Genomic DNA, 24,494 nt, shown 5'->3' with positions numbered 1-24,494 from the left:
CTTGCCGCATCTCCCTTTATGGGCCATTCTCCCCCGTATCAAATGGCACCGGACGTGACTTAAACCGGAGCAAAATCAAACTGTGATTATTGACAGGAGGCAGGGATGAAGGCACTGCGCAAGCTAGGTCTTGCGGCCGTGGCGTTGTCCGCGATGACCGCGAATGTGATGGCGGCCGATATCGTTATTGGTATCCGGTCCGAACCGTCCTCAATGGACCCGTACTTCCATAACCTGACGCCGAACAACGGCATGATCGGGCATGTGTTTACGCGTCTTGTTGGCTTTGATGAAAAACAGCAGCTGTTCCCGAGCATCGCTGAATCGTGGAAAACGATCAACGACACGACCTGGGAAATCAAGCTGCGTAAAGGCTTGAAATTCCACGACGGTTCCGACGTGACGGTCGACGATGTGATCTTCTCGTTCGAGCGCGCTGACGGCTATGAAGGCGGTAACTCCAGCTTCCGGACCTATACCAAAGGCAAGAAGCTGGTGAAGGTCGACGACCTCACGCTGCATATTGTGACCGAGAAGCCGTATCCCTTGATGCCGAACGATCTGACCACGGTCATGATCATGTCCTCGGAAGCCAAGGGCACGGACAGCTCCGGCAAGAACAAGGGCATTTCCGCCAAGGACTTCAACGATGGTACAGCGGCTATTGGTGCTGGCCCGTACAAGTTCGTTGAGTGGAAAAAGGGCGAAGAGCTCGTTCTTGAGAAGTTTGACGGCTATGTCGGCCCGATGGCGCAGCCCTGGGACAAGGTGACCTTCAAGTTCATCAAGTCCGAGCCTGCCCGTGTCGCGGCTCTGCTCGCGGGTGACGTCGATGCGATCGACAACGTGCCGACGATCGATGTCGAGCGGCTGAAGAAGGATCCGCGGATCACTCTCAGCTCCGGTATCTCCAACCGGATCATCTATCTTCACTTGGACCAGTTCCGTGAGAAGTCCCCGTTCGTGACGGCCAAGGACGGCAGCCCGCTGGACAAGAATCCGCTGCTGGACCCGCGTGTCCGCAAGGCTCTGTCCAAGATGATCAACCGCAAGGCTATCGTGAAGCGGGTGATGGAAGGCGTTGCCATTCCTGCCGGTCAGTTGCTGCCGGACTCTTTCTTCGGTGTGTCTCCGAACCTCAAGGTCGAGGAATATGATCCGGCCGGGGCGAAGAAGCTGCTGGCGGAAGCGGGTTATCCGGACGGCTTCGCTCTGACCGTTCATGGTCCGAACGACCGTTACATCAACGACGCCAAGATCCTGGAAGCGATCGGTCAGCTGTTTACCGGTAACGGTATCCCGACCAAAGTCGTGACCATGACCAAGAACGTCTTCTTCAAGCGGGCCTCCTCGGGTGCCGACGGCGAGCCGGAATTCAGCCTTGTGCTGGTCGGCTGGGGTTCGGGCACCGGTGAAGCTTCCTCGCCGCTGAAGTCTCTGCTGGCAACGCATGACAAGTCGAAGGGCATGGGCGCGTCCAACCGTGGTCGCCACTCCAACCCGAAGATGGACGAGCTGCTGCTTGAGGCACTGGCGACGGTGGACGATGCAAAGCGTGCTGATCTTCTTGCCAAGGCAACCGATATTGCCATCGGCGAAGATCAGGGCATCATCCCGTTGCACTATCAGGTGAACACTTGGGCCACGAAGAAGGGCATCAAGTACATTCCGCGGACGGACGAGCGTACGCTCGCAACCGATTTCGTCGCGGACTAAATAAACTCTCGAATTGCAGCCGGGCCATGTGGCCCGGCTGTATTCGTCAACCATGCTGGTGTCGGGATAAAGAATGACCGTGTTCGTCATTCGTCGCCTTATGCAGGCGGCTCTTGTTGTGCTCATAATGTCGCTGCTGGTCTTCGGCGGCGTGTTTCTTGTCGGGGACCCCGTCGAGATGCTGGTCGCGGATGACGCGGACCAGGCTGAGCGAGAGATGATGATCAAGTCCATGGGGCTCGATCTGCCATTCTATATGCAGTATTTGCGCTTTATCGGGCATGCGCTGCAGGGGGACATGGGGAATTCCTTCGTGTTCCAGGAATCCGCGATGCACCTGATCGCAGAGCGTATGCCGGCGACGTTCGAGCTGGCTTTCGCCGCGCTGTTCATCGCCGTGGTCCTGGGCATTCCACTTGGTATCTATGCCGGCCTGAACGCCAATTCCTGGATATCCAAAACCATCATGACGAGCTCGATCCTCGGGTTCAGTCTGCCGACCTTCTGGGTCGGTATCATGATGATCCTTTTCTTTGCCGTAATCATGGGCTGGCTGCCGTCGACTGGCCGTGGCGAGACCGTTGAGGTGTTCGGCATTTCCGTCAGTTTCCTGACGTTGGACGGGTTGCAGCATCTGATTCTGCCGGCGGTCAATCTGGCGCTGTTCAAGCTGTCGATGGTGATCCGTCTGGCCCGCGCCGGAACCCGTGAAGTCGTGCATCAGGACTATATCAAGTTCGCCCGGGCCAAGGGGCTGAGCGATACCCGGATCATCGGCGTGCATCTGTTCAAGAACATCATGATCCCGGTGGTGACCGTGCTCGGACTTGAGTTCGGCGGCCTGGTCGCGTTCTCGGTTGTCACCGAGTCCGTGTTCGCCTGGCCGGGCATGGGCAAGCTGCTGATCGACTCGATCAACTTCCTCGACCGCCCGGTGATCGTTGCCTATCTGATGTTCGTCGTGGTGCTGTTCGTGTTCATCAACCTTATCGTCGACGTACTCTATTCGGTGCTTGATCCGCGGGTCCGCCTTCAGGAGATGAAGTCATGAGCGCCGTTCAGGACGATACCGCTCAGGGCTCTGCCGGGCAGAAAACACCGGATGCGGAGGTGGAAACACCGTTCCGCCGGTTTATCGCCGACTATGCCGAAAACAAGATCGCCGTCTTTGGCGCGGTGAGTGTGTTGCTTGTGATCCTGGTCGCACTGTTGGGCCCGCTCATCGCGCCGACCGATCCGTACGATCTGGCATCCGTCACCTTCATGGACAATTTGCTGCTGCCGGGTGAGCAGATGGGCAGTGGCGTTACGGCCATGCTCGGGACGGACGGTCTGGGCCGCGACATGGTCAGCGCCATGATTTATGGCCTGCGGATCAGTCTCGGTGTCGGCATTGGCAGTGGTGTTATTGCGCTGTTGATTGGCGTGACCTTCGGTCTTTGTGCCGCCTATTTCGGCGGCAAGGTCGATACCGTGATCATGCGTGTCGTTGATATCCAGCTCAGCTTCCCGGCGATCCTTGTGGCGCTGGTGCTGCTGGCCACACTCGGCAAGGGCGTGGACAAGATCATCGCGGCACTGGTTGTCGTGCAATGGGCCTATTACGCGCGGACAGTGCGCGGCTCGGCCCTGGTGGAGCGCCGGCGGGAATATATCGAGGCGGCTACCTGCCTCGGGCTGTCCAAGCCGCGGGTTATCTTCCGGCATATGCTGCCGAACTGCCTGCCGCCGCTGATCGTCGTCGCCACCATGCAGGTGGCACATGCGATCTCTCTGGAAGCGACCCTGTCCTTCCTTGGTCTCGGCCTTCCGGTGACGGAACCGTCTCTCGGCCTGCTGATCGCAAACGGTTTTGAATACATCATGAGCGGGAAATACTGGATCAGTGTCTATCCGGGACTGGCCCTGCTGTTCACGATCGTGACGATCAATCTCGTTGGCGACCGTCTGCGCGACGTTCTCAATCCCCGTCTTCAGAAGTAGGTCCAGGTCAGATGAGCGATCAAGCGACCCTCGAGGTCCGTAATCTCCAGACCCATTTCTTCACCAAAGCCGGTGTGGTTAAAGCGGTCGACGACGTTAGTTTCTCCGTTGGCAAAGGCCAGATTCTCGGACTCGTGGGCGAGTCCGGCTCCGGCAAGACCGTGACGGGATTCTCCATTCTCGGACTGGTCGACGAGCCAGGCCGCGTGGCTGGAGGTGAAATCCTCTATCGCGGTGAAAACCTCGTCGGCGCCAGCCCGGAGCGGATGCGGAAGCTGCGTGGCAACAACATTGCCATGATCTTCCAGGATCCGATGATGACCCTGAACCCGGTCCTGCGCATCGACACGCAGATGATCGAGGCCATCAAGGCGCATTACAAGGTGACCGATGACGAAGCCCGTCAGCGTGCCCGCGATGCTCTCGGCCAGGTCGGAATTCCGGCTCCGGACGAGCGGCTGAAGAGTTATCCGCACCAGTTCTCGGGCGGCATGCGGCAGCGTGTTGCGATTGCCATCGCGCTACTGAACAAGCCCGACCTTATCGTCGCGGATGAGCCGACCACGGCGCTCGATGTCACGATCCAGGGGCAGATCCTCTACGAGGTGCAGAAGCTCTGCGCGGAAACCGGTACGGCGATGATCTGGATCACCCATGATCTTTCCGTCGTCGCCGGCTTGGCGGACGAGGTGGCGGTGATGTATGCGGGCCGCGTGGTCGAGTCCGGGAAGGTGGATGACGTGCTCGATGCGCCGCAGCATCCCTACACGGCTGGTCTCATCGGTTCCGTGCCGAGCCGCAATGCCCGCGGCAAGCGCCTGCAGCAAATCCCGGGGATGACGCCGTCTCTGCTCAATCTGCCGGCTGGCTGTGCCTTCTCCGCGCGCTGCAGTTATTCCACGCCGGCCTGCGAGATCGCACCGGTTCTGTCCGAGGTAGCCGCAGGCCGTCAGGTCCGGTGCCATCATCCGCTCGTGACCGAGGCGGTCTAGATCATGACGACACAAACAAACAAACCAGCCGCCGCGACCGATACGCCGATCCTTCAGTTGGATGGTATTTCCAAGCGCTTCGTGAAGCATCTCGATCTTGCCGGCAGGATCGGTCAGAAGCTCGGTGCCAATGTGCGCGAGGAGACCGTGCACGCGGTCGACAATGTCTCGATTTCCATCGCAGATGGCGAAGTGGTCGGCCTGGTCGGTGAGTCCGGCTGCGGTAAATCCACGCTCGGCCGCGTTGTTGCCGGTGTGCATGAGCCGAGTGAAGGCCAGATGTTCTATCGCGGCCAGAACGTGACGGAGATGAGCGGGGCCGAGGCTCGGGAAGTGCAGCTCAAGGTCCAGATGATCTTCCAGGATCCGATGAGCTCGCTTAATCCGCGGCTGCGGGTGCGTGACATCATCGGCGAGGCGCCACGCGTACATGGCATCATCTCCAAATCCGAGATGCAGGACTATGTCGAGAGCGTGATGCTGCGGGTCGGTCTCGACCCGAGCTATATCAAGCGCTATCCGCATCAGTTCTCGGGCGGTCAGCGGCAGCGTATCGGCATTGCCCGGGCCCTTGCCGTGAAGCCTGACTTCCTGGTCTGTGACGAGTCCGTTGCGGCTCTCGACGTGTCGATCCAGGCGCAAGTGCTGAACCTGTTCATGGATCTGCGCGAGGACCTCAACCTCACCTATCTCTTCATCAGCCACGATCTGGGCGTGGTCGAGCATCTGAGCGACAAAGTCGTCATCATGTATCTCGGCCGGGTGGTCGAGAGTGCGCCGACGGACGAGCTGTTCCGTGCGCCGAACCATCCCTACACCAAAGCCCTTCTCAGTGAAGTGCCCCGGCTGGACACGCGCAAGCGCAAGTTCGTTCCGGTCAAGGGCGAGATTCCGTCGCCGATCGATCCGCCGCCGGGCTGTCACTTCCATCCGCGCTGTCCGCATGCTGTCGAGCGTTGCCGTGTCGAACAGCCGGCATTGCGGGAGATCGCTCCAGGGCGGATTTCCGCCTGCCACCTGAACGATGGCGTCTGAGACAGGACAACAGATACGGGTTCGCCGGTTGGATGGCGTTCTGACTGAACGCCATCCAACTTCCGGCACGGTGCCGGTCCTGTTCGACTCTCCCCATTCGGGACGTACCATCCCCCATGACTTCGTTACGAAGGTCAGCCTGGCGCAGCTCAGGACCGGCGAGGATGCGTTTGTCGACGAGCTGGTCTCCGGGTGTCTCGACCATGGTATCGGGCTTGTGCAGGCGGAGTTCCCGCGCACCTACATCGATGCCAACCGGGCCATTGACGATATCGACGAGGACCTGCTGGCGGAGCCCTGGCCAGACGGCGCGCGGCCGACGGACAAGAGCGCGCGCGGCATGGGCCTGATCCGCAAGCATATCCTGCGCGATGTGCCGCTCTATTCGGAAGCGCTCTCGATCGGGGAGGTCGCGGCCCGGATCGGCGATTTCTATCAGCCCTATCATGATGCCGTAAGGGAGAGCCTTGACCGGCTGCATGCGGAACATGGCGCGGTCTGGCATGTCGACTGGCATTCGATGAAGCCGTTCGGCAACCCGATGAACGTGGATGACGGGCAGGCCCGCCCGGATTTCGTGGTCAGCGATTGCGAGGGAGAGACCGCCGATAGCGGTTTTGTCGAGGCGGTGGCGGGCTGGCTTGAAGGGCAGGGCTACGGCGTTTCAGTAAACGATCCCTATAAGGGGGCTGAAATGATCCGCCGTTACGGTATGCCGTCAGAGGGACGCCATTCCATACAGATCGAGATTAACCGGCGGCTCTATCTGGACCCGGACCGGATGATGAAGACAGACGGTTTCGCTTCCCTGAAAGAGGATCTGGACGCATTTTCCGTCTGGCTCGCCGGACATGTTCAGACAGGTCTGGAGGCAGCAGAAGCCTGACGGCGCTTATTTTCCGCTTAGTGCCTTGCGGTGCGCTTCGTCTCTTCTCTGTAGTTCATCTATATGTTCCTGAGCCTTTTTCGCGGTCCGCAGATACTGCGCGGCGCGCCTTTTACGTTCCTTGATATAGGCTTCAAGGTCATCTCGGCTGGTCGGCGTACTTTCGTAACTGTCCCAGTAGTCGGTCATGACTCTTCCCCACAAGGTTCATGCCACAGTTTTTTTAGGTCTAGTCCGCGTATCATTCGGACCAAAAGGTAACCAATTCGTTAATATACCTCAGATGAAAGTATTTCCGCAACGTAAGAAACGTTGGGGTGATCTTCTATGCATCTGAATTACTTGTAAATTTTTACAGTAATTGCGGTTAACACGGCCTATATGGGCAACCCGGCATCTTGCCGGGCAAGAATGCCCATGGCTGCTGAAATCAACCCTGCCGTTGCCAGCCCGCCCAGCCCGTCGATATCCGCTTCGGGAACATACTCGACGAAATCCATTGCGGCGATGCGGCCTGTCCTGGCGGCTCCCGTCATCAGATCCAGGACGTGATGATAGGCAAGGCCGCCGGGGGTACGTCCAATCACACCAGGCACGATGGATGGGTCGAGGGCATCGACATCGATACAGACGATAATGTTTGCGCCGTCCGGGATGCGTGCCAGGGCAGGCCCGACACCCGACCGGTGAATATCGTGCGCCGTGAAGAATTCGGCACCCCAGGCGACGGCATCAGCATGATCGTCGGAATGCGCGGAGCCGGTGCCCCGGGCGCCGACTTGCACAATGCGCTCGATATGCGGCATTTCCGACGCGCGGCGCATCGTCGAGGACAGGCCAAGCTCTTCGTCCATATGTGATCTGCGCCAGTCGATATGGGCGTCGATCTGCAATATGGTGAATGTCTGTCCGGTCGAGGAGAGGGCCTCCAGCATGGGGATCGGCACGGAATCGTCACCGCCGACCAGGATCGGCACCGCACCCTTGCCGGTAATGGTTCCGATAGCGTTTTTGATGACGGCCCGGTTCTTTCCGAAATCCTTCTCGTCAAAAGGAAGGTCGCCGCAATCGACGGCTCTTCTGGTGCCGGCCGGAAAAACAGGCCCGCCGAGATCAAAATTGTGCCGGTCGATATTGGAAGTCAGAGAGGATGTGGCTTTTCTGAGCGCATCCGGCGCATTGCGGCAATAGGCGCCGACACTGCCATAGGGCGTTGCTCCGGGCGCGCCGATAAAGACCGACGAGGCCTGGATCCCGTCCAGATCATCGCATTTTTCCACGCCGAGGAATGTTGAAGAGGGTGTCGCACCGAAAAGGGCGCCAAGGTCGGGTTTGCCGGTCATGTTGAAGATCCGTCAGGCAGGATTCGGAAAGGCGGCAGGAGCCGCGCGGGGCGTGCCGGGCTTCAGGGCGCAAACTGCTCCTTCAGAACCCGTTCCTCCAGATTGTGCTGGGGATCGTAGAGCAGGGTCAAGGCAACGGTACGGTCTTCGCGCACTTTAACCCGGACGATATCCCGGACTTCTGTCGAGTCCGCCGTGGCGCTGGTCGGGCGCTTTTCGGGATTGAGCACCTCGAACTCTATTTTAGCTTCGTGCGGCAACAGCGCGCCGCGCCAGCGCCGGGGGCGGAAGGCGCTGATCGGGGTGAGGGCAAGAACGCCGGCCCCGAGCGGTATGATCGGGCCATGGGCGGAGAGATTGTAAGCGGTGCTGCCGGCCGGTGTGGCGATGAGCACACCGTCGCAGACCAGCTCTTCCAGCCGGACGATCCCGTCGATGGTGATCCTGATTTTCGCGGCCTGGGCTTTTTGCCTGAGCAGGGAGACTTCGTTGATCGCGAGAGCCCTTGTCACGGTGCCATCGCGAGCCTCGGCATCCATGCGGAGCGGATGCAATGTGACCTGCTGAGCCGCGTTGATGCGTTGCTCCAGGTCGTCTTCCATGAACTCGTTCATCAGGAAGCCGACCGTGCCACGGTTCATGCCGAAGACTTTCAGCGGCCGCTCGAAATTATCCCGCAAGGTATCCAGCATCAGGCCGTCACCACCAAGGGCGACAATGACCTCGGCGTCCGCGGCGGGATAATTTCCGTAGCGCTTGGTCAGTGTCCTGAACGCGTCCTGCGCATCCGGTGCTTTTGAGGCGGTGAAGCAGATTTTCATTCGGGCCAATCCGATTGAAAGCCGGGCAAAGCGGCGATGAGCGAGAGGAAAACTCGCTTCAAGCTTTATTCATCGGGCCGGACTATGCATGATCCGGCCAAGCGCGACCATGGAAAGATGGGGCGCCTCAAGAAAGATTAACAGGGAAATATGGCATGAAACGCCGCCGACAATTCCGCCTTCTGGCTGCCCTCTGGATCGTCGTGGTGCTGCCTTTCGTAACTCTGTTCGGCGACGGGGCCGATGCTTCGGAGAGGCATGAAGGATATTATTATCCGGAGAGCGTGACCGAAGAGCATTACGTCTCGCAGGCGCAGAAGATCCCGGCCGCCACGCGGGAAAGCCGTCTTGCCTTTGTCTCCGGGGTGGCCAAGAGCGTCAGCGAGCGGCCTTATCCGCCGCAGCGTGCCATGTTCGCCAAGGGCGGGGATGCCGAGAAGCTCATCATCGTCAGCCTTTACGATAATCACATGACCACGCTGGCGCAGGCCCGCGCCATTCTGGCTTTGATGACCGGGGTCGCGCGGACGACGAAGATTCTGCGCGATCTTCAGGTCGAGTCGGTCTTCAATTTTCTCGATTTCTGCAAAATGCTCGGCTTTACCGAGCTGACAATCAGCGACGGCCGGACTTACGCCCACCGTTTCGTTCTGGAATAGGAGCAGGGCTCCACATAGCGCATGCGGAACGGTTTCGCGCGTTTTAGCCGCCGGTCACGCTCATGTGGCGGCTGACGGCCGGGCCGTTGTGCCGCCGGTCGATGATGAAATCATGGCCCTTCGGTTTCCGGCCAATGGCTTCCTCGATGGCGGCAATCAACGGAGCGTCGCTCTCGCTCGCCCTCAGAGGCGCACGCAGGTCCGCGGCATCGTCTTGGCCAAGGCACATATAGAGGGTGCCGGTGCAGGTCAGGCGCACCCGGTTGCAGCTTTCGCAGAAATTATGGGTCAGTGGGGTGATGAAGCCGAGCCGGCCGCCGGTCTCGCCGACATCGACATAGCGGGCAGGACCGCCGGTTTTATACTCGTTGTCCGTCAGCGTGAACCGTTCGGCGAGCTTGGCCCGGACCATGGAGAGCGGCAGATACTGGTCGACGCGATCCTCGCCACCGATATCGCCCATCGGCATGACTTCGATCACTGTCATGTCGTAGCCGTTATCGCCGCACCATTGCAGCATGTCGCCGAGCTCGATGTCGTTCACACCCTTGAGCGCGACGGCATTGATCTTGACCTTCAGGCCGGCGCGCTTGGCGGTCTCGATGCCTTCCAGCACCTGTTCCAGCCTGCCCCAGCGGGTGATGGCCTTGAATTTTTCCGGATCGAGCGTGTCGATAGAGACATTCACCCGACGCACGCCGCAATCGTAGAGCTCATGCGCGAAGCGGCCGAGCTGGCTGCCATTCGTGGTGACCGTGACTTCTTCCAGCGCACCGCTGTCGAGATGGCGCTTCATGCTGCGGAACAGGCTCATGATATTCCGGCGGACCAGCGGCTCGCCGCCGGTGAAGCGTAGCTTGCGCACGCCAAGTCCGACAAAGGCCGAGCACATCCGGTCCAGCTCTTCCAGACTGAGGATGTCTGACTTCGGCAGGAAGGTCATGTTTTCGGACATGCAATAGACGCAGCGGAAATCGCAGCGATCCGTCACTGAAACCCGAAGATAGCTGATGTCACGCCCAAACGGATCGAGCATTGATCCTCCCTTGTGGTCGCCAAGATCGTTTCCGGAGACCGATATGTCTCACCTGATATAGCGCTCGGCGTTCCCGGCTTCAATATCGCGCTGAAAATCTCCTGCGTCGACAGGAGGATTTACCGCGATGTGGATTGCCTGACCCGCACGGTCTGCCCATAGTTAGTCCATGAATGATGTCATACCAGAATATCTCGTCGGGCCGAGCCCGGACGATCCGCGCCTGACCCGCCGCCTTTGCGGCCTCGATCATGAGGGCAAGGAACAGGAAATCTCCGTGATCATGGAGCGGCCGCTGACGATCTTCCTGAATGGCCAGGAAATCGTGACCGCCATGACAATCGGCGATTTCCCCGATTATCTGGCCGTCGGGTATCTGCTCAATCAGAATATGCTGCGGCAGGACGACCGGATCACCGGTATCGAGTATGACGACGATCTTGAGGTCGTGGTGGTTCGTACCGAACGCGAAACGAACTACGAAGAGAAACTGCAAAAAAAGATTCGGACGTCGGGATGCGCGCAAGGCACGGTGTTCGGAGATCTGATGGAGAAGTTCGAGGATATCGCGCTGCCGCGTGATGCCGTGCTCCGCACCTCCTGGATCTACACGCTTTCCCGCCTGATCAACACGACGCCGAGCCTCTATCTTGAGGCTGGGGCGATCCATGGCTGCGTTCTTTGCATTGAAGACAAGCCGCTGATCTATATGGAGGATGTCGGCCGGCATAATGCCATCGACAAGATCGCCGGATATATGTTCCTGAATGGTATCGAGGCTGGCGACAAGATCTTCTATACGACCGGGCGGCTGACCAGCGAGATGGTGATCAAGACGGTGCAAATGGGTATTCCGATCCTTATCTCCCGCTCCGGCTTCACGGCCTGGGGGGTGGATCTGGCACGCGAGGCCGGGCTGACCCTGATCGGGAGGGCCAAGGGCAAGAGGTTCATCGCACTCTCCGGCGGCGAACGGCTGATTTATGACGCCGACTGGTCCGCCGTGGCGGACGAGCCGAAGAAGAGTGGCCGGAAGGCCAGAGTGGCATCCGATGGCAATTGAAGCTGGGGATATCGTCGGCGTGCTGCTTGCTGGAGGCCAGTCGCGCCGCATGGGAGGCGGGGACAAGTCCCTGCGGCATCTGGCGGGGCGTCCGATCCTCGAGCATGTGATCGAGCGTCTGAGCGGGCAGGTGGGGCGCATGGTCCTTAACGCCAATGGGGACCCCGCGCGCTTCGAGGCCTATGACTTGCCCATTGCGCCGGATGTCGTCGCCGGGCAGCCGGGGCCGCTTGCCGGGGTGCTGACAGGGATGTGCTGGGCCGCCGCCCATGTACCGGCGGCGCGCTGGATACTCACCGTGGCGACCGATGCTCCCTTTGTTCCGCGTGATCTTGCGGACAGGCTGGGGCAGGCGATTGATCGTGACGGAGCCGAGCTTGCCTGTACCTCCTCCGGAGGGCGTCATCATCCGGTTATCGGCTTGTGGCCGGTTACCCTGACCGGGGCTTTGCGGGAAGCGCTTGAAGTGGAGGAGATTCGCAAGGTGGATCGCTGGACCGCGCGTTACCGTATGTCAGTTGTCGACTATTCTGACGTTCCCGTTGATCCGTTCTTTAACGTCAACAAACCTGAAGACATAAAAACAGCAGAAATATCGTATAAAAAACATTTTATATAACGTCTTTATTTTCGTAATTTCGTAGAATTACTTCTCTTATCTGTCACTTCATCGTAAAGTCCGCACAGCATTAGATAATTAAACTGTGTGAGCGGTACTAAAATGGTGCGCTTGAATAGAGCGATCTTAACCATAGCTTTGCTTGTCGGGCTGTCCGGTTGTTTCGAAGAAGAAAAGAAACCGGGCCCGAAGATGGATTTCATCAACATCCGAAATGACTCCTCTACCGAGGTCAGTGTCCGGGTGAAGCTCTGGACCAAGGAAGCGCTTGCCGTGTCGGCGGGCGATTCCGGGCGCATCGAGTTCAAGGCCGGCTCCCGGACCGTTCAGGTCGATGCGCGGAGCCGGAAACAGTGGGACGATTGCTGGGTCACCATGCAGATCGGCGATACGCTGGTTGTCTCGGATGCCACCGAACGGATCGGTTGTTCGGTCGATTAAGCCGCATTACTGGCTTGAAGCCGGTTGCTCTGCCGATATCAAAACCTGCCTGCCAAATTCCTTGAACGCTTTTACGCCGCCGCCGTTTGCAATCACGGATCTGATTGCATCGCGGTCAATGGCGATAAATCCGGCCAATGTCTTGATGCCATAGGCATGAAGCGCGGGGGAGAGCGGGGTGCCAGGTCCAACCAGGGTAACCGGGACATTTGTTGCGAGCCGGAGCAGGCCGGACAATGTTCCGTTGCACCAGGCGGAGGCGGTCACGACAAGGTCTCCGGCGCCCGGGATGACATGGGGCGCGGCTTCGGCGGGGAGATCTTCCGGTCCGGGTGACATTTCCAGCACGATTGCGCCGGGCCTCTTGCTCTGCAATGCGGGGAACCGTCCCACGATCACGGTCGGCCTGTCCGGAGTGACGGTGCCGGAGAGCAATCCGTCACCCTGCAGTGCATTGGAGGGCGGCGCCATGCCCGCATTCACGGCCGCGCAGGCAAGTGTCCTTCGCAGTCCCACAGGTGTGCGAAGCCCCTCGGCGAGTGTGCTCAGAGGCTCCCCGACAAGATCCTGCGGGTCGATGGTTTCCGGCTGGTCCGGGATACCGCTGGTGCTGTGTGCCATGGAGGCGAGCCCCATGGAGCCACGTGTCTCCACAATGGCCCAGTAACGGCCGAGTGTGACGGAGGTCACGGGGAGTGGCGGTGTGTTCCGGATGAGTTCCTCGTCCATCCGCTCCGGTCCCCACCAGCGCGGCAGGTCGTCCGGTTTGAGGAGCATGGGGCTCAGGCGAAGCCGGCGGCTGATTTGGGTAATGAGCGCAGCCGGTCCATGGAACAGCACGGGGACGGCATTCTTGAGCGCGTTTTCGACGGCTTCATCGAGACCGTCCGGAATGCCGGCAGCCGCAAGATCGATGAAGAGAAGATCGCTTTGTCGGGAAAATTCCGGAGCGGCATAGGGGAGGCGCAGTACCTGCCAGCGATTGTTGGACAGGCGCTGGAGAAAGGCCGCGAAGGATGGATGTTCGCGTTCAACCGTTTCGGACAGCAGCCAGCCCGGTTGAAGGCGGGGGAGCGGAAAAATCATGTGGCCGTATCTGGTTCGGGGAGCGATCAGCCGAAGCGGGCGGCGCGGCGCTCTTCAACGATGTCATCGGCCGCAATAAGATCGACTTTGGTGCTGTTGATCAATTGCTTGCCACGATGCTCGAAATTCACCGTTACCCGGTCCCCGACGACAGATTGTATCTGCCCTATTCCCCAGTCAGGTTCATCCGCCAACAGCACGAAACTTCCGGGTAACAAAAAATGGGGCATCGCATCCTCGACCGTGGTTGCGTTTCAGTGCTGTCGAGCGCTTGAATTGGCCCGATTAATAAATTGTGAGGGAAAGAGGAATTAAACTTCAACAGATTTTCACGCGGGGCTTTCCAAAAGTTGAGGGAAAATCAAGAATCTGGCCTTACTTTAAATTGGGGCCATCACTCATTTGACCCGGGATTGGTTATGAATGCCTGAAGATATGACATTGATTGATATGCTTTTATCGCGCCTTTTTCATGATCTGATCAGTCCGGTTAGCGCGACTGTAAATGGCGCGGAACTGATTTCTGATCTTGGTGCTGGCGGGTCTGATCTTGAGCAGGAAGCGCTCTCTCTTATTGGAACCAGCGCCAGGCAGGCCTCGGAACGGCTTTCTTATTTCCGAGTCGCTTTTGGCGGGGCGGGTTCAAACAGCGATCATTCCCTGGCCGATGGGGCTAAGCTCATCGCGCCGTATCTGAAGGCCCGGAAAATCGATTTCAGCCTCGAATGCACGGGTGATCCCAAACTGGTGCGCCCGGCGACCGGTGGGGTAAAGGTCATACTCGGCATGATCTGTTTCTTGTGTGAATGCCTGCCGCGTGGCGGCAAAATGGTGCTGCAGTCTCCAGGCGAGCCGGGTGAGCATTTCGTGCTCAAGGCGGAAGGGACGGGAGCCAGCGTGCCAGATGATGTTCAGGCTGCTCTGGACCCGGATCTGCCCGCGAGCGAACTCACCAGCAAATCGGTTGTGGCGCATGTCGCGGCCGCGAATGCACGGCGCTTCGGGTATGGTTTTTCGATTGGTCAGGAACCAGACGTGGTCACCGTGGATGTTAATTTCTCTTGAATGAAGTCGGAAAAGCGTTCGCCATGAATTGTTCCCGCGACGTAAATGGGTTAACGCTTTGTTTAATGGTTTGTCCTAGTGTGTGACCGTCTTGAAAAGACTGTAGCTGCGTGATGCGGGGATGCCTGCGGGCCATCTTTCCCGGCGGTCGTCGAAGAACGAGATAGAATGGGGTAAGCGTATGGATGAGCTACTAAGCGAATTCCTGACAGAGACGTCCGAAAACGTTTCGGAGCTCGATGTGGAACTGGTCCAACTGGAGCAAAATCCAAACGATCAGGCACTGCTTGGCAATATTTTCCGGCTTGTCCATACCATCAAGGGCACCTGCGGCTTCCTTGGACTTCCCCGGCTTGAGGCGGTTGCGCACGCGTCGGAGAACGTTCTCGGCAAGATCCGCGACGGCAGTCTTGAAGTGTCTGCCGACGCTATCACGCTCATTCTTGAATCATTCGACCGGATCAAGTGGCTGCTGTCTTCACTTGAGGAAAACGAGGTCGAGCCCGAAGGGGACGATCAGGACCTGATCGACCGGCTTAATCATGTCGCCGAGGGCGGGACGCTCGATGATGCGGCGGCACCAGCGGCCGTTGCCGAGCCTGAGCCCGAGCCGGAACCCGTAGAAGAGCCCGCAGCTCTGCGTCCGGGCGAGGTCAGCCTCGAAGAGTTGGAGCGCGCCTTCATGGAAGCGCCCGGTCCCGATGATGTGCCCGCTGAAGAGCCGGAAGCCGAACCGGTCGTCGAGGACGTTGTCGAGGCCGCACCGCCGGCGCCGAAAACCGAAGTTGCGGTCAGCGGCTCCCAGGGCGTTGCCAAGCAGCCGGAACAGGACAAGCAGGTACGCGAGTCCGCGGTCGCCAACCAGACGATCCGCGTGAATGTCGATCTGCTTGAAAATCTGATGACGATGGTCAGCGAGCTGGTTCTGACCCGTAATCAGCTGATGCAGATCTCGCGCAACGAGAAAGACAGCGAATTCACGGTGCCGCTGCAGCGCTTGAGCCAGGTAACCTCGGAGTTGCAGGAAGGCGTCATGAAGACGCGTATGCAGCCGATCGGGAACGCCTGGTCGAAACTGCCGCGTCTGGTCCGCGATCTCTCGATCGATCTGAACAAGAAGATCGATCTGCAGATGCTCGGCGCCGACACCGAACTCGACCGTCAGGTCCTTGAATTGATCAAGGATCCGCTGACCCACATGGTTCGTAACTCGGCCGACCACGGCATCGAGGACGGCCCGTCGCGTCTGGCGGCCGGAAAGTCCGAGACCGGTACAGTCACCCTGAACGCCTATCACGAAGGCGGCCATATCATCATCGAGATCAAGGATGACGGTAAGGGGCTCGACCCGGAGAAGATCAAGGCGAAAGCCGTTGCCAACGGGCTGGTTGCTGAATCCGAAGCCGATAGCCTTTCCGAGCAGCAGATCCAGCAGTTCATCTTCCGGGCCGGATTCTCGACGGCAGCCGCGGTCACCTCCGTTTCGGGCCGTGGTGTCGGCATGGACGTGGTGCGGACCAACATCGAGAAGATTGGCGGCACGATCGAGCTGAAGTCGGTATTCGGCAAGGGCTCGACCTTCATCATCAAGATCCCGCTGACGCTCGCGATTGTCTCCGCGCTGATCGTTGAAGCCGGTGGCGAACGGTTCGCCATTCCGCAGCTCAGCGTCGTCGAGCTTGTCCGGGCATCGAACAACAGCGAGCACAAGATCGAGGAAGTTCACGGCACGCCGGTCCTGCGCCTGCGCAACCGCTTGCTCCCGCTCGTTTCCCTCAAGCGCATGCTGCGCCTGGATGAAGGCACGGATGAAACGCCGCAGGAAGCCTTCATCGTGGTCCTGCAGATCGGTACATATTCGGTCGGCATCATGGTCGACCGGGTGTTCGACACCGAGGAAATCGTGGTCAAGCCGGTGGCGCCGATCCTGCGCAACATCACGCTCTTCTCGGGCAACACTATTCTCGGCGATGGCAGCGTGATCATGATCCTCGACCCGAATGGTGTCGCGGCTGCCAGCGGAGAACTCAAGATGGTGGACGAGGAAGGCCAGGATACGGCCCGTCATCTGACGCACCGCTCCGATGTCTCCTCGCTGCTGCTGTTCCGCGCCGGAGGTCACAGCCCGAAAGCTGTACCGCTCGCGCTGGTCGCCCGCCTGGAAGAGATCGATCTTGCGACGGTCGAATATTCAGAAGGCCGGCCGCTGGTGCAGTATCGCGGCCAGTTGATGCCTCTGATCCCGATGGGCGATGAGCTCAAGCTCGAGACCGAAGGGCGACAGCCGGTTCTTGTCTTTACCGACGGCGACCGTTCGATGGGCCTGATTGTCGACCAGATCGTCGATATCGTCGAAGACCGTATCAATATCGAGGTCCGGCCGGATGCGCCGTGGCTGATGGGCAGCGCGGTCATTGCCGGCAAGGCGACCGAGATCATCGACGCGGGCTTCTACCTGACCCAGGCCTATGGCGACTGGTTTGGCTCCGGCGATGCGGACAGTCAGGAGCCGACCGAACCCCGGCGCGTGCTGCTGGTCGATGACAGCGCTTTCTTCCGGAACCTCATCAAGCCGTTGCTTTCGGTGGCGGGCTACGATGTGACCACCGTGGATCATGCGGAAGCCGCTCTCGAGCTGTGTGAAAGCGGCGCCGAATTCGACGCCATCATCAGCGATATCGAAATGCCCGGAATTGACGGGTTCGAATTGACCCGCCGTCTGCGCGAGATCGCACGCTGGGAAAATACGCCGATCATCGCCTTGTCGTCCCATACTGGTCCGCGTGACCTGGACCGGGGCCGCGAAGTCGGCTTCACGGACTATATCGCCAAACTCGACCGGGATGCGCTGCTCGAGACGCTAGCGCAAACCATTGACGCGTGAGGGAATGATGTCAGATTTACCAGCTACTCAATCCATCGGGCAGAGCGTGGTTGCGCTTGGCGAACTGAAACAGTTCGTCTCGATCATGATCGGCAAGCAGCTCTTTGGCATTCCGGTGCTTCAGGTCCATGACGTTCTTGGCCCCCAGCGGATAACACGTATCCCGCTTTCCCCTAAGGAAGTGGCGGGCTCGCTTAATCTGCGCGGCCGCATTGTCACGGCAATTAACATTCGCAGCCGTCTGAACATGCCTCCGTATGAAGGCGATCATGAATGCATGAGCGTCGTTGTCGAGGATCAGGGCGAGCTTTACAGCCTGATGGTCGATTCCGTCGGTGAGGTGCTGTCTCTGGACGAAGCCATGTTCGAGCAGCATCCCGCAACGCTGGACGGGAACATTCGCGAGGTTTCGACAGGCATTTACCGGCTCGATAAAAGCCTGTTGGTTGTATTTGATGTTCGGTCGCTGCTTCGCTTCCAGGGAGAAGAAGCAGCATAGTGTGCGTTGAACTGCTGTATGTGCGACAATTGGCGCGTGAAAATTCGCGGAGCGTTAAATGAAAACCTGCCTGATTGTGGATGACTCTAAAGTTGTTCGAATGGTGGCTCGGAAAATTCTGGAAGAACTGAAGTTCGAGACCACGGAAGCGGAAGACGGTCAGGTTGCTCTCGATGCCTGCAAGGCAGAGTTGCCGGATGCGGTGCTTCTGGATTGGAACATGCCGGTCATGAGCGGGATTGAGTTTCTGCGCGAGCTGCGGAAATTACCGGAAGGGGATAGCCCTCTGGTGATTTTCTGCACCACCGAGAATGACATGGCTCATATCCAGGAAGCCCTCTCTGCGGGCGCTAATGAGTACATTATGAAGCCCTTCGACAGCGAGATCATAGAAACGAAATTTTCTCAAATCGGATTGCTGTAAATGCGTGGACAGAGCACGTCCGCGGAAGCCAAACCGCGGTCGACGGACCCATACAGGGTAATGCTTGTTGATGATTCCGCAGTCATACGCGGACTCTTCACACGCTTCCTCGAAGCTGATCCGGATGTGAAGATTGTTGCCTCCGTGGGGGACGGCCAGCGGGCCATCGATACGCTGAAGAACAGCGACGTTGAAATCATCGTGCTCGACATCGAGATGCCGCGCATGGACGGCATCACCGCGTTGCCGGAATTGCTGAAGGTGGATCCGAGCGTGCAGGTCGTTATGGCCTCGACGCTGACGGCGCGGAATGCCGAGGTTTCGCTGCGAGCACTTTCGCTTGGCGCCAAGGATTATCTGACCAAGCCGAGTTCCACGTCGGAAATGACGGGGGCGGCTGATTTTCCCAGCGATCTGCTGAGCAAGGTCAAGGCGTTTGGTGCCCAGAGGCGCCGCAAGTCAGGTGCGCGAGCGCCTGTGGCGGTGTCCGGAGCGGCGGCGCGTGCCGCGGCCCTGAAGAACGCACCGGCTGGCGCACCCCGCGCGGCTGCGCCGCCTGCACGGGGTGCGGCACGCAACGATATTACGTTGCGCAAGCCGAGTGGCCGGCGGGCTGATGTTATCGGTATCGGAAGTTCCACGGGCGGCCCGCAGGCGTTGTTCCGGGTGCTCACGGATCTTCCGAAAACCGTCAAACAGCCTATTCTTGTGACGCAGCATATGCCGCCGACTTTCACGACGATCCTGGCTGAACACATCACGAAGACGTCCGGCTGGGTCTGTTCCGAGGCAAAATCCGGTGATGTCGTGGCGCCGGGACGTATTTATCTTGCTCCGGGCGGTTACCACATGACGGTGAAAGCCGAAGGTGCTGAGAAGGTTATCGTCTTGAATCAGGAGCCGCCGGAGAATTTTTGCCGGCCGGCGGTCGATCCCATGATGCGTAGCCTGGTCAAGGCATATGGACGTGTCCTTGCGGTGATCCTCACCGGCATGGGGCATGACGGGCGCGAGGGATGTCGCGCCGTTGTGGAAGCGGGGGGCGATATTGTGGCTCAGGATGAGCAGAGCAGCGTGGTCTGGGGCATGCCCGGCGCGGTAGCGCAGGCTGGCCTGTGTTGCGAAGTTCTTCCGGTTTCGGAGATTGGCGCCAGTGTTAATCGGCTGGCGAGGGGATAGACAGGCATGAACAGCTCTGATTTCGAATTCCTGTCCAGCCTGCTGTACAAGCAATCAGGCTTGGTATTGACGCCGGACAAGGGGTATCTGCTCGAGACCAGGTTGCAACCTGTCGCGCGCAGCCATGGCTTGAGCTCCATAGAGCAGATCGTCTCGACGCTTCGGAGTCGGCGGGACGAGAAGCTCGTTAACTCGATCACCGACGCTATGACGACGAATGAGTCTCTGTTTTTCCGGGACCGCACACCATTCGACCAGTTCAAGACAGTTGTGCTGCCGAGCCTGCTGCAGTCACGGGCGGCGAAGAAGTCGATCCGGATCTGGAGTGCGGCCTGTTCCTCAGGGCAGGAGCCTTACTCGCTGAGCATGGTGCTTGATGAACTGGCGTCCAGGCTTACCGGCTGGCGGGTAGAGATTATCGCTACCGATATTTCGACGGAGATGGTCGCCCGGGCTCGCTCGGGTATCTATTCCCAGTTCGAAGTGCAGCGCGGTCTCCCGGTTCAGCTGCTGGTGAAATATTTCCAGCAGGACGGGGATCGCTGGCAGCTCAGCGAGAAGATCCGCCGCATGGTTACTTTCCGCGAATTCAACCTGCTGCAGGATCCGCGCGCGCTCGGCACCTTCGATATCGTGTTTTGCCGGAACGTCCTGATCTATTTCGATCAGGAGACGAAGCGGAAAGTGCTGGAAGGGGTTTCCCGGCAGATTGCGCCGGATGGCTACCTCTATCTTGGCGGGGCCGAGACGGTCATCAGCATTACCGACAAGTTCCAGCCGGTTAAAGGTCAGCGCGGCATGTATCAACCGACGGCCAAGGAAGGCCAGAAAGCCGCGATCTGACGGCAAGGCTCCAGACACACAACAGAAAAGGGCTGAACCGTTTACCGGTTCAGCCCTTTTCGTTGAATGCTCAATGGTTTTGAAAGTCAGGAAGCCTTATTCGGCTGGTTCCTTGACCTTTTCGGCCCTTTTTACCGGAGCTGTGTCTTCATCTCCGTCGCGCAGGACATAGCCGCGGCCCCAGACCGTTTCGATGTGATTGTTGCCGCCGGTTGCCTTCGAGAGCTTCTTGCGAAGTTTGCAGACGAAAACGTCGATGATCTTGAGCTCAGGCTCGTCAATCCCGCCATAAAGGTGATTGAGGAACATTTCCTTGGTCAGGGTCGTGCCCTTCCGCAGGGAGAGCAGCTCAAGGATGGCAAATTCCTTGCCGGTCAGATGCACCGGCTTGCCGTCGACTTCCGCGCTCCGGGTGGACAGGTTGACCGCAATCGGACCCGTTTCGATCACCGAATCCGAATGTCCCTTGGACCGCCGGATAATGGCCTGCATCCGGGCAATCAGCTCGCGCCGGTCGAACGGCTTCGTCAGATAGTCGTCAGCGCCGAAGCCAAGGCCCTTGATCTTGTTATCCAGCTCGGAAAGGCCGGAAAGAATAAGGATCGGTGTCTCGACCTTCGAGCCACGCAGGCGGCGCAGAACCTCATAGCCGTCGAGGTCTGGCAGCATAAGATCGAGGAGAATGATGTCGTAGTCATAGAGCCGGCCAATTTCGAGGCCGTCTTCTCCGTGTTCCGTCACATCAACCACAAACCCTTCGGCTTTCAGCATGAGCTCAATGCTCTGGGCTGTGGCGAAATCGTCTTCTACCAAGAGTACGCGCATGGAACTCTCCCTCTATAACCTTGAGACAAAGGTTAACGCGGTAAGATAAACAAACCGTTAACCTGCGTCGGCGCGCCTGGTCGAAAGCGTGCCAGGCGTTCTCGTTAGTGCTAAACTCCCAGTGTAGGACAGTTAACGGCGCGCTTAAAGCGTTGCAGGCATAAGGAGAGCATTCGGTTGGTCACTGCCCTCGGAAATCTGGCATCCGAAGTCGACAAGATAGCCGAATTCCGGCTCTACGGACGTGTGACCGCCGTGCTGGGCATGATGGTCGAGGTCGGTGGTGTGGACCGGGCGCTTTCGATCGGCGACAGGCTGCACCTTCAGGCCAGGGGCGGGAAGCGCGTGAGCTGCGAAATTGTCGGCTTCAAGGATGGCAGGGCATTGGCCATGCCGTTCGGTGCGCTCGACGGGATCGGTATCGGAAGCCGGGCAGAAATTTCGGACGCGGCACCGGTGATCTTTCCGCATGAAGGCTGGCTTGGACGTGTTGTCAATGCGATGGGCGATCCGGTGGACGGGAAGGGACCGCTCGGCGACGGACCGCGCGGATGTCCGGTAAAGACCCAGCCGCCAGCAGCCCATACACGGCAGCGGGTTGGGGAAAAACTCGACCTCGGCGTTCGCACGATCAATACATTCGCCTCTGTCTGCAAGGGGCAGCGCATGGGGATTTTCGCCGGCTCCGGTGTTGGCAAGTCCATGCTGATGTCGATGATCGCGCGCTTTACCCAGAGCGAGGTGAATGTCATCGGTCTGATCGGCGAGCGTGGCCGCGAGGTGCAGGAATTCATCCAGGACTATCTCGGCGAAGAAGGCCTGGCCCGCAGTGTGGTCGTTGTCGCGACCTCTGATGAATCCCCGCTTATGCGGCGCCAGGCAGCGCATCTGACATTGGCCGTCGCCGAATATTTCCGCGATGAAGACAAGACCGTCATGTGCATGATGGACAGTGTTACCCGTTTTGCCATGGCCCAGCGCGAGATTGGCCTTGCCACGGGGGAGCCGCCGGCCTCCAAGGGCTATACGCCGACCGTGTTCGCCGAACTGCCAAAATTGCTTGAGCGGGCAGGACCCGGGGCGGGAGCGGGCACGATCACCGGCCTGTTCACGGTTCTGGTTGAAGGCGATGACCATAACGAGCCGATATCCGACGCCGTTCGGGGGATTATCGACGGGCATATCGTGCTGGAGCGGGGGATTGCGGATCGGGGCCGCTATCCGGCAATCAATGTGCTGCGCAGCGTGTCCCGGACGATGCCGGACTGTAATACGGCGGAAGAAAACGCACTGGTCCGCCGGGCGAAAGCCCTGATGGCCACTTACGACAACATGGCCGACATGATCCGCCTGGGAGCTTACCGCAAGGGCAGCGACCCGGAAGTGGACGAGGCGATCCTGTATCACGCTTCGCTGGAGCGCTTCATGTCCCAGGACAAGAACGAGCCGGCGTCTCTTGAATCCGGATATGCCCAGCTCGATGCCATTCTTTCCATGGTCGGCGGCGACACGCACCATCAGGAAGAGCAGGGTGAGCCGTGAGCCAGTTTGAGCAGCTGATCCGGCTCCGGACCTGGGAGCTGGACGAAAAGCGCCGGGCCATGGGGGTGCTCCTGCAGGAAGAGGCCGCGTTTCTCGCCGAATCCGATGCCATGCAGCATGAATTCGATCGTGAAAAGCAGGCTGCGGCCGGCTCTCTGGAAGCACGCCGGACGCTCGAAGCCTACATGCATCATTTCAAGACACGGACGAAGGCCCTGGAGGAACGGATCCAGGCGAAACGCCGAGAGATAGATGCGGCAAACGAGGAAGTGCTGGATTGCTATCAGGAGCTGCGCAAGGCCGAAGCCGTCATGGAAGAGTATAAGGCGCGCGAGGCGGAGCGGATCGGACGTCTCGAGCAGATGGAGATCGACGAAATCGCTCTCAATATGATGAAGCGACGGCGCGGCTAGGTCTGAGACCTCGGGCTGTCAGGCATAGACATCCGGGTTTTGGCGCCCATCCGGCATAAGGTCGGCGATGGGCAGAGGCGGGAATTCCTTCTGAACCTTGAAACTCACCGCGCCGGACATGCCGGTGCGGCCTGATGTCTTTTCAAAAATTTCTATGATATCCGCCCGCATCTGCGGCTGCAGGGCACGGTGCGTGCGGATCAGCAGTGACATGGACTGTTTCGCGACGGAACCGTCTATCTGGAAGGGGCCGAGGCCGCTGAGCATAAGATCGACGACGAATCTAGTTTCGGCGTCGCCGCCGTTATTGCTGTTCTCTTCGCCGTCACCGCCTGTCTCCTCCTCGTTGCGCTCAAAAGGAGGCGGCAGGATGAAGAGGCGCATCTGTTCCAGGGCGTCCTGGTTTTGTATCGGCATGAAGAACGCACGCCAGCCAGCGGTCTCCGGTCCGCCTTCGCTCGCGCGGGAGAGGGATTGGAAATCGCCGGAAAGGGTCGACAGCAGCCGGCCATGCGATTTCTCAAGCGCCTGACTGGTGTCTTTCCCGAGCCAGCCGCCGAGGGAGCCGCCACGCACCGCGGCAAGGAAGAACAGCATGGAAGCGGCCAATTGAGGCCCGGGCCGGGCGATTGCAGCAGAAAATTGTGCCGCACTCTGTGGCGCCGATACTTCAAGAGCGCGGAGGCTTTCTTCCAGCGCGGGCCACTCCCGGGAGAGGATGGAGAGGGGCGTCTGCGATCCGCCTTCGATCCGGCCGCGCATGTCGCTTTCCGAGCGGCCCAGAATTTCCATGCGGATGGCGGACTGCATCTGTCCTGCCTCGGCGCGCGCCGCGACGTCGAGCAGACCGACGGATGAATTCACAATCGCCTGCCCGCTTCCACCGGTCGCGACAATGGTTCCGGAAATCACCGTGCCGCCGCTGCCGTGCTGTGCGGGCAATGCGTTGCTGGTCGGCGCCCCGACGGACAAAACCCGTATGGGAAAGTCCGCTCCAGGGGGGAGGGCATTGCCTGGTTTTGGTGCTGATGCCCCTGCTGTAGCCGCCCCGCTTGTGGCCGGTGTGCTTGTTGCCTGCCCGGCGGGCGCTGCCGTGGCCGTGCGGTTTTCGGAACCACCTTGTGTAACCGTCTGCGCCGT

General features: G+C 59.3%; 26 protein-coding genes. 18 read left to right on the top strand and 8 right to left on the bottom strand.

The window, feature by feature from the left end:
• Window positions 1–105: 105 nt before the first annotated feature.
• From AAC126_RS05475 to AAC126_RS05450, 6 genes are all read left to right on the top strand, one after another.
• Window positions 106–1,716, top strand: coding sequence for an ABC transporter substrate-binding protein (locus AAC126_RS05475; RefSeq protein WP_339850798.1), 1,611 nt, complete (start codon window positions 106–108; stop codon window positions 1,714–1,716).
• A gap of 73 nt (window positions 1,717–1,789) precedes the next feature.
• Entirely contained in the window at window positions 1,790–2,767 is a 978-nt protein-coding gene (locus AAC126_RS05470; RefSeq protein ID WP_339850796.1) for an ABC transporter permease, read from the top strand.
• Window positions 2,764–3,699 (top strand): ABC transporter permease, encoded by a 936-nt coding sequence (locus tag AAC126_RS05465; RefSeq protein ID WP_339850793.1) that lies wholly within the window; start codon window positions 2,764–2,766, stop codon window positions 3,697–3,699. The genes AAC126_RS05470 and AAC126_RS05465 overlap by 4 nt, the downstream gene beginning before the upstream one ends.
• An 11-nt stretch (window positions 3,700–3,710) precedes the next feature.
• Window positions 3,711–4,691, top strand: a complete 981-nt coding sequence (locus AAC126_RS05460; RefSeq protein ID WP_339850791.1) for an ABC transporter ATP-binding protein — start codon at window positions 3,711–3,713, stop codon at window positions 4,689–4,691.
• A 3-nt stretch (window positions 4,692–4,694) separates the two neighbouring features.
• A complete protein-coding gene (locus tag AAC126_RS05455; protein ID WP_339850789.1) occupies window positions 4,695–5,726 on the top strand; it encodes an oligopeptide/dipeptide ABC transporter ATP-binding protein in 1,032 nt (343 codons plus the stop codon).
• On the top strand, window positions 5,716–6,612 hold the full coding sequence (locus AAC126_RS05450; protein ID WP_339850787.1) for an N-formylglutamate amidohydrolase: 897 nt from the start codon (window positions 5,716–5,718) through the stop codon (window positions 6,610–6,612). Before AAC126_RS05455 ends, AAC126_RS05450 begins: the two co-directional genes overlap by 11 nt.
• Window positions 6,613–6,618: 6 nt before the next feature.
• Here the strand turns inward: AAC126_RS05450 and AAC126_RS05445 are convergent, their stop codons facing one another.
• The 3 genes from AAC126_RS05445 to AAC126_RS05435 all read right to left on the bottom strand — a co-directional run bounded on the left by AAC126_RS05445 (window position 6,619) and on the right by AAC126_RS05435 (window position 8,776).
• Entirely contained in the window at window positions 6,619–6,801 is a 183-nt protein-coding gene (locus AAC126_RS05445; protein WP_339850785.1) for a hypothetical protein, read from the bottom strand.
• A 188-nt stretch (window positions 6,802–6,989) separates the two neighbouring features.
• The gene (locus AAC126_RS05440; RefSeq protein WP_339850783.1) at window positions 6,990–7,955 is read right to left on the bottom strand and encodes an arginase family protein; all 966 of its coding nucleotides are present in this window, start codon (window positions 7,953–7,955) and stop codon (window positions 6,990–6,992) included.
• Between the two features lie 62 nt (window positions 7,956–8,017).
• Window positions 8,018–8,776 (bottom strand): NAD kinase, encoded by a 759-nt coding sequence (locus AAC126_RS05435; RefSeq protein ID WP_339850781.1) that lies wholly within the window; start codon window positions 8,774–8,776, stop codon window positions 8,018–8,020.
• Between the two features lie 155 nt (window positions 8,777–8,931).
• Here AAC126_RS05435 and AAC126_RS05430 point away from each other — a divergent pair, with 155 nt between their 5' ends.
• Window positions 8,932–9,435: a molybdopterin-guanine dinucleotide biosynthesis protein A gene (locus AAC126_RS05430; RefSeq protein WP_339850779.1), complete on the top strand. Its 504-nt coding sequence runs from the start codon at window positions 8,932–8,934 to the stop codon at window positions 9,433–9,435.
• A gap of 43 nt (window positions 9,436–9,478) precedes the next feature.
• Here AAC126_RS05430 and moaA read toward each other — a convergent pair whose 3' ends face one another.
• The gene (gene moaA / locus AAC126_RS05425; RefSeq protein WP_339850777.1) at window positions 9,479–10,471 is read right to left on the bottom strand and encodes a GTP 3',8-cyclase MoaA; all 993 of its coding nucleotides are present in this window, start codon (window positions 10,469–10,471) and stop codon (window positions 9,479–9,481) included.
• A gap of 169 nt (window positions 10,472–10,640) precedes the next feature.
• Between moaA and fdhD the strand changes: the two genes are divergently transcribed.
• From fdhD to AAC126_RS05410, 3 genes are all read left to right on the top strand, one after another.
• Window positions 10,641–11,534, top strand: a complete 894-nt coding sequence (fdhD, locus tag AAC126_RS05420; RefSeq protein ID WP_339850774.1) for a formate dehydrogenase accessory sulfurtransferase FdhD — start codon at window positions 10,641–10,643, stop codon at window positions 11,532–11,534.
• Complete coding sequence (mobA, locus tag AAC126_RS05415) at window positions 11,524–12,153, top strand: molybdenum cofactor guanylyltransferase MobA (RefSeq protein ID WP_339850773.1); 630 nt, start codon at window positions 11,524–11,526, stop codon at window positions 12,151–12,153. The genes fdhD and mobA overlap by 11 nt, the downstream gene beginning before the upstream one ends.
• 192 nt (window positions 12,154–12,345) lie before the next feature.
• A complete protein-coding gene (locus AAC126_RS05410) occupies window positions 12,346–12,594 on the top strand; it encodes a hypothetical protein (protein WP_339850770.1) in 249 nt (82 codons plus the stop codon).
• Between the two features lie 6 nt (window positions 12,595–12,600).
• Here AAC126_RS05410 and AAC126_RS05405 read toward each other — a convergent pair whose 3' ends face one another.
• The gene (locus AAC126_RS05405; RefSeq protein ID WP_339850767.1) at window positions 12,601–13,680 is read right to left on the bottom strand and encodes a DUF364 domain-containing protein; all 1,080 of its coding nucleotides are present in this window, start codon (window positions 13,678–13,680) and stop codon (window positions 12,601–12,603) included.
• A gap of 26 nt (window positions 13,681–13,706) precedes the next feature.
• Window positions 13,707–13,910 carry a DUF3553 domain-containing protein gene (locus AAC126_RS05400; RefSeq protein WP_339850764.1) on the bottom strand — a complete coding sequence of 68 codons (204 nt, stop codon included), beginning with the start codon at window positions 13,908–13,910 and terminating at the stop codon, window positions 13,707–13,709.
• A 193-nt stretch (window positions 13,911–14,103) separates the two neighbouring features.
• Here AAC126_RS05400 and AAC126_RS05395 point away from each other — a divergent pair, with 193 nt between their 5' ends.
• The 6 genes from AAC126_RS05395 to AAC126_RS05370 all read left to right on the top strand — a co-directional run bounded on the left by AAC126_RS05395 (window position 14,104) and on the right by AAC126_RS05370 (window position 20,574).
• Window positions 14,104–14,745, top strand: a complete 642-nt coding sequence (locus AAC126_RS05395; RefSeq protein ID WP_339850762.1) for a histidine phosphotransferase family protein — start codon at window positions 14,104–14,106, stop codon at window positions 14,743–14,745.
• A 181-nt stretch (window positions 14,746–14,926) separates the two neighbouring features.
• A complete protein-coding gene (locus AAC126_RS05390; protein WP_339850759.1) occupies window positions 14,927–17,629 on the top strand; it encodes a chemotaxis protein CheW in 2,703 nt (900 codons plus the stop codon).
• A 7-nt stretch (window positions 17,630–17,636) separates the two neighbouring features.
• Window positions 17,637–18,128, top strand: coding sequence for a chemotaxis protein CheW (locus AAC126_RS05385; RefSeq protein ID WP_339850758.1), 492 nt, complete (start codon window positions 17,637–17,639; stop codon window positions 18,126–18,128).
• 58 nt (window positions 18,129–18,186) lie between these two features.
• Window positions 18,187–18,552 carry a response regulator gene (locus AAC126_RS05380; protein ID WP_339850756.1) on the top strand — a complete coding sequence of 122 codons (366 nt, stop codon included), beginning with the start codon at window positions 18,187–18,189 and terminating at the stop codon, window positions 18,550–18,552.
• Window positions 18,553–19,731, top strand: a complete 1,179-nt coding sequence (locus AAC126_RS05375) for a chemotaxis response regulator protein-glutamate methylesterase (protein ID WP_339850755.1) — start codon at window positions 18,553–18,555, stop codon at window positions 19,729–19,731. It abuts the gene before it with no gap.
• Window positions 19,732–19,737: 6 nt separating this feature from the next.
• Window positions 19,738–20,574, top strand: coding sequence for a protein-glutamate O-methyltransferase CheR (locus AAC126_RS05370; protein ID WP_339850754.1), 837 nt, complete (start codon window positions 19,738–19,740; stop codon window positions 20,572–20,574).
• 96 nt (window positions 20,575–20,670) lie between these two features.
• Here the strand turns inward: AAC126_RS05370 and AAC126_RS05365 are convergent, their stop codons facing one another.
• Complete coding sequence (locus AAC126_RS05365) at window positions 20,671–21,399, bottom strand: response regulator transcription factor (RefSeq protein ID WP_339850753.1); 729 nt, start codon at window positions 21,397–21,399, stop codon at window positions 20,671–20,673.
• 177 nt (window positions 21,400–21,576) lie between these two features.
• Here AAC126_RS05365 and fliI point away from each other — a divergent pair, with 177 nt between their 5' ends.
• Both fliI and AAC126_RS05355 read left to right on the top strand, forming a co-directional pair.
• Window positions 21,577–22,941 (top strand): flagellar protein export ATPase FliI, encoded by a 1,365-nt coding sequence (gene fliI / locus AAC126_RS05360; protein WP_339850752.1) that lies wholly within the window; start codon window positions 21,577–21,579, stop codon window positions 22,939–22,941.
• Entirely contained in the window at window positions 22,938–23,354 is a 417-nt protein-coding gene (locus AAC126_RS05355; RefSeq protein WP_339850751.1) for a flagellar FliJ family protein, read from the top strand. The genes fliI and AAC126_RS05355 overlap by 4 nt, the downstream gene beginning before the upstream one ends.
• Window positions 23,355–23,372: 18 nt before the next feature.
• On the opposite strand, the gene AAC126_RS05350 is transcribed toward AAC126_RS05355, so the two are convergent.
• Window positions 23,373–24,326, bottom strand: a complete 954-nt coding sequence (locus tag AAC126_RS05350; protein WP_339850750.1) for a hypothetical protein — start codon at window positions 24,324–24,326, stop codon at window positions 23,373–23,375.
• Window positions 24,327–24,494 lie beyond the last annotated feature (168 nt).

This window comes from uncultured Nisaea sp., assembly GCF_963974195.1.
Lineage (GTDB): Bacteria > Pseudomonadota > Alphaproteobacteria > Thalassobaculales > Thalassobaculaceae > Nisaea.
The sequence above is the reverse complement of the archived record's forward strand: the minus strand, read 5'-3'. Positions and strand labels throughout refer to the sequence as shown.

What these genes read in the sequence shown, in the direction of transcription:
- AAC126_RS05475 (WP_339850798.1), top strand. Translation starts at nt 106, where the DNA reads ATGAAGGCACTGCGCAAGCTAGGTCTTGCGGCCGTGGCGTTGTCCGCG.
- AAC126_RS05470 (WP_339850796.1), top strand. Translation starts at nt 1,790, where the DNA reads ATGACCGTGTTCGTCATTCGTCGCCTTATGCAGGCGGCTCTTGTTGTG.
- AAC126_RS05465 (WP_339850793.1), top strand. Translation starts at nt 2,764, where the DNA reads ATGAGCGCCGTTCAGGACGATACCGCTCAGGGCTCTGCCGGGCAGAAA.
- AAC126_RS05460 (WP_339850791.1), top strand. Translation starts at nt 3,711, where the DNA reads ATGAGCGATCAAGCGACCCTCGAGGTCCGTAATCTCCAGACCCATTTC.
- AAC126_RS05455 (WP_339850789.1), top strand. Translation starts at nt 4,695, where the DNA reads ATGACGACACAAACAAACAAACCAGCCGCCGCGACCGATACGCCGATC.
- AAC126_RS05450 (WP_339850787.1), top strand. Translation starts at nt 5,716, where the DNA reads ATGGCGTCTGAGACAGGACAACAGATACGGGTTCGCCGGTTGGATGGC.
- AAC126_RS05445 (WP_339850785.1), bottom strand. Translation starts at nt 6,801, where the DNA reads ATGACCGACTACTGGGACAGTTACGAAAGTACGCCGACCAGCCGAGAT.
- AAC126_RS05440 (WP_339850783.1), bottom strand. Translation starts at nt 7,955, where the DNA reads ATGACCGGCAAACCCGACCTTGGCGCCCTTTTCGGTGCGACACCCTCT.
- AAC126_RS05435 (WP_339850781.1), bottom strand. Translation starts at nt 8,776, where the DNA reads ATGAAAATCTGCTTCACCGCCTCAAAAGCACCGGATGCGCAGGACGCG.
- AAC126_RS05430 (WP_339850779.1), top strand. Translation starts at nt 8,932, where the DNA reads ATGAAACGCCGCCGACAATTCCGCCTTCTGGCTGCCCTCTGGATCGTC.
- moaA (WP_339850777.1), bottom strand. Translation starts at nt 10,471, where the DNA reads ATGCTCGATCCGTTTGGGCGTGACATCAGCTATCTTCGGGTTTCAGTG.
- fdhD (WP_339850774.1), top strand. Translation starts at nt 10,641, where the DNA reads ATGAATGATGTCATACCAGAATATCTCGTCGGGCCGAGCCCGGACGAT.
- mobA (WP_339850773.1), top strand. Translation starts at nt 11,524, where the DNA reads ATGGCAATTGAAGCTGGGGATATCGTCGGCGTGCTGCTTGCTGGAGGC.
- AAC126_RS05410 (WP_339850770.1), top strand. Translation starts at nt 12,346, where the DNA reads ATGGATTTCATCAACATCCGAAATGACTCCTCTACCGAGGTCAGTGTC.
- AAC126_RS05405 (WP_339850767.1), bottom strand. Translation starts at nt 13,680, where the DNA reads ATGATTTTTCCGCTCCCCCGCCTTCAACCGGGCTGGCTGCTGTCCGAA.
- AAC126_RS05400 (WP_339850764.1), bottom strand. Translation starts at nt 13,910, where the DNA reads ATGCCCCATTTTTTGTTACCCGGAAGTTTCGTGCTGTTGGCGGATGAA.
- AAC126_RS05395 (WP_339850762.1), top strand. Translation starts at nt 14,104, where the DNA reads ATGCCTGAAGATATGACATTGATTGATATGCTTTTATCGCGCCTTTTT.
- AAC126_RS05390 (WP_339850759.1), top strand. Translation starts at nt 14,927, where the DNA reads ATGGATGAGCTACTAAGCGAATTCCTGACAGAGACGTCCGAAAACGTT.
- AAC126_RS05385 (WP_339850758.1), top strand. Translation starts at nt 17,637, where the DNA reads ATGTCAGATTTACCAGCTACTCAATCCATCGGGCAGAGCGTGGTTGCG.
- AAC126_RS05380 (WP_339850756.1), top strand. Translation starts at nt 18,187, where the DNA reads ATGAAAACCTGCCTGATTGTGGATGACTCTAAAGTTGTTCGAATGGTG.
- AAC126_RS05375 (WP_339850755.1), top strand. Translation starts at nt 18,553, where the DNA reads ATGCGTGGACAGAGCACGTCCGCGGAAGCCAAACCGCGGTCGACGGAC.
- AAC126_RS05370 (WP_339850754.1), top strand. Translation starts at nt 19,738, where the DNA reads ATGAACAGCTCTGATTTCGAATTCCTGTCCAGCCTGCTGTACAAGCAA.
- AAC126_RS05365 (WP_339850753.1), bottom strand. Translation starts at nt 21,399, where the DNA reads ATGCGCGTACTCTTGGTAGAAGACGATTTCGCCACAGCCCAGAGCATT.